This is a genomic window from Streptosporangium sp. NPDC050148, from assembly GCF_055586505.1.
In genome coordinates this window covers 1-1,084 of the sequence record NZ_JBVJIA010000089.1, presented here as the reverse complement: position 1 = coordinate 1,084, position 1,084 = coordinate 1, and the positions used below count along the sequence as shown (strand labels likewise).

Genomic DNA, 1,084 nt, shown 5'->3' with positions numbered 1-1,084 from the left:
CTAGGGCCTGTACGGAGTTGAGATCAGGGGGATTCGCCTGCGCGGTGGCTTGCCGTCCTGGTAGGCCATCGCCATGGCGCGTGGAGAACTCACCGATGATGAATGGTCCTTGATCGATCCTCACCTGCCGTTGGGTGAGCGTGGCCCGATCCCGGACCTGCGGCAGCAGTTCAATGCCGTGATGTGGCGGTTTCGTACCGGCAGCCCGTGGCGGGATCTGCCCATCGAGTACGGGCCGTGGTCCACCGTCTATGACCGGTTCCGCTCCTGGGCGGTGGCCGGCGTCTTCGAGCAGCTAATGCAGGCCATGATCGCTGAGGCCGCTGCGCGCGGGCAGGCCGACCTTGAGCTGGTCAGCGTGGACTCCACCACGGCCCGCGCCCATCATCATGCCGCCGGAATGGTCATGGACGCCGAGTTGGTCAAGGCGCTGGAGAAGGCCGCCAAGCAGGAAAAGGGGCTACGTCAAAGGGGCAAAACTCCCACAACGGCGAAACCCGCGGACACGACGGTGAAGGCGAACGCCGGCGGTTACGACGACGGCGCCGCATCCGGCTGACAGCGGCCAGGCTGGGCCGCTCCCGGGGCGGGCTGAGCAGCAAGGTCCACCTGTCGGCTGATCGCCGCTGCCGTCCGCTGTCGTTCGTGCTGACCGCGGGCCAAGCCGGAGACAGTCCGCAGTTTCGCGCCGTCCTGGCCCGCATCAAGATCCGCCTGCCCGTCGGCCGGCCGCGTACCCGCCCGGACGCGGTGGCCGCCGACAAGGCCTACTCCTCCCGCGCCAACCGCACCTACCTGCGCAGCCGCCACATCACGGCCGTCATCCCTGAAAAGACCGATCAGGCGGCCAACCGCAAGAACCGCGGCTTCCGAGGTGGCCGCCCGGTCACCCACGATCCAGAGCTCTACAAGCAGCGCAACACGGCAGAACGGTGCATCAACCGGATCAAGGAGTGGCGCGGCCTGGCCTTCCGTTTCGACAAGACCCCTGAAAGCTACCTCGCGGGTCTTCATCTTCGCGGAGCCCTTTTGTGGATCCGAAGCCTTCAACCCCTCTAAAGATCCGAAGTCCGTACAGGCCCTA

1 pseudogene is annotated in these 1,084 nt (G+C 66.4%); it reads left to right on the top strand.

Annotated elements, in window-relative coordinates:
• Positions 1-73: 73 nt before the first annotated feature.
• Positions 74-1,059, top strand: a pseudogene (locus tag ACZ6RT_RS37540) (IS5 family transposase).
• Positions 1,060-1,084: the final 25 nt, after the last annotated feature.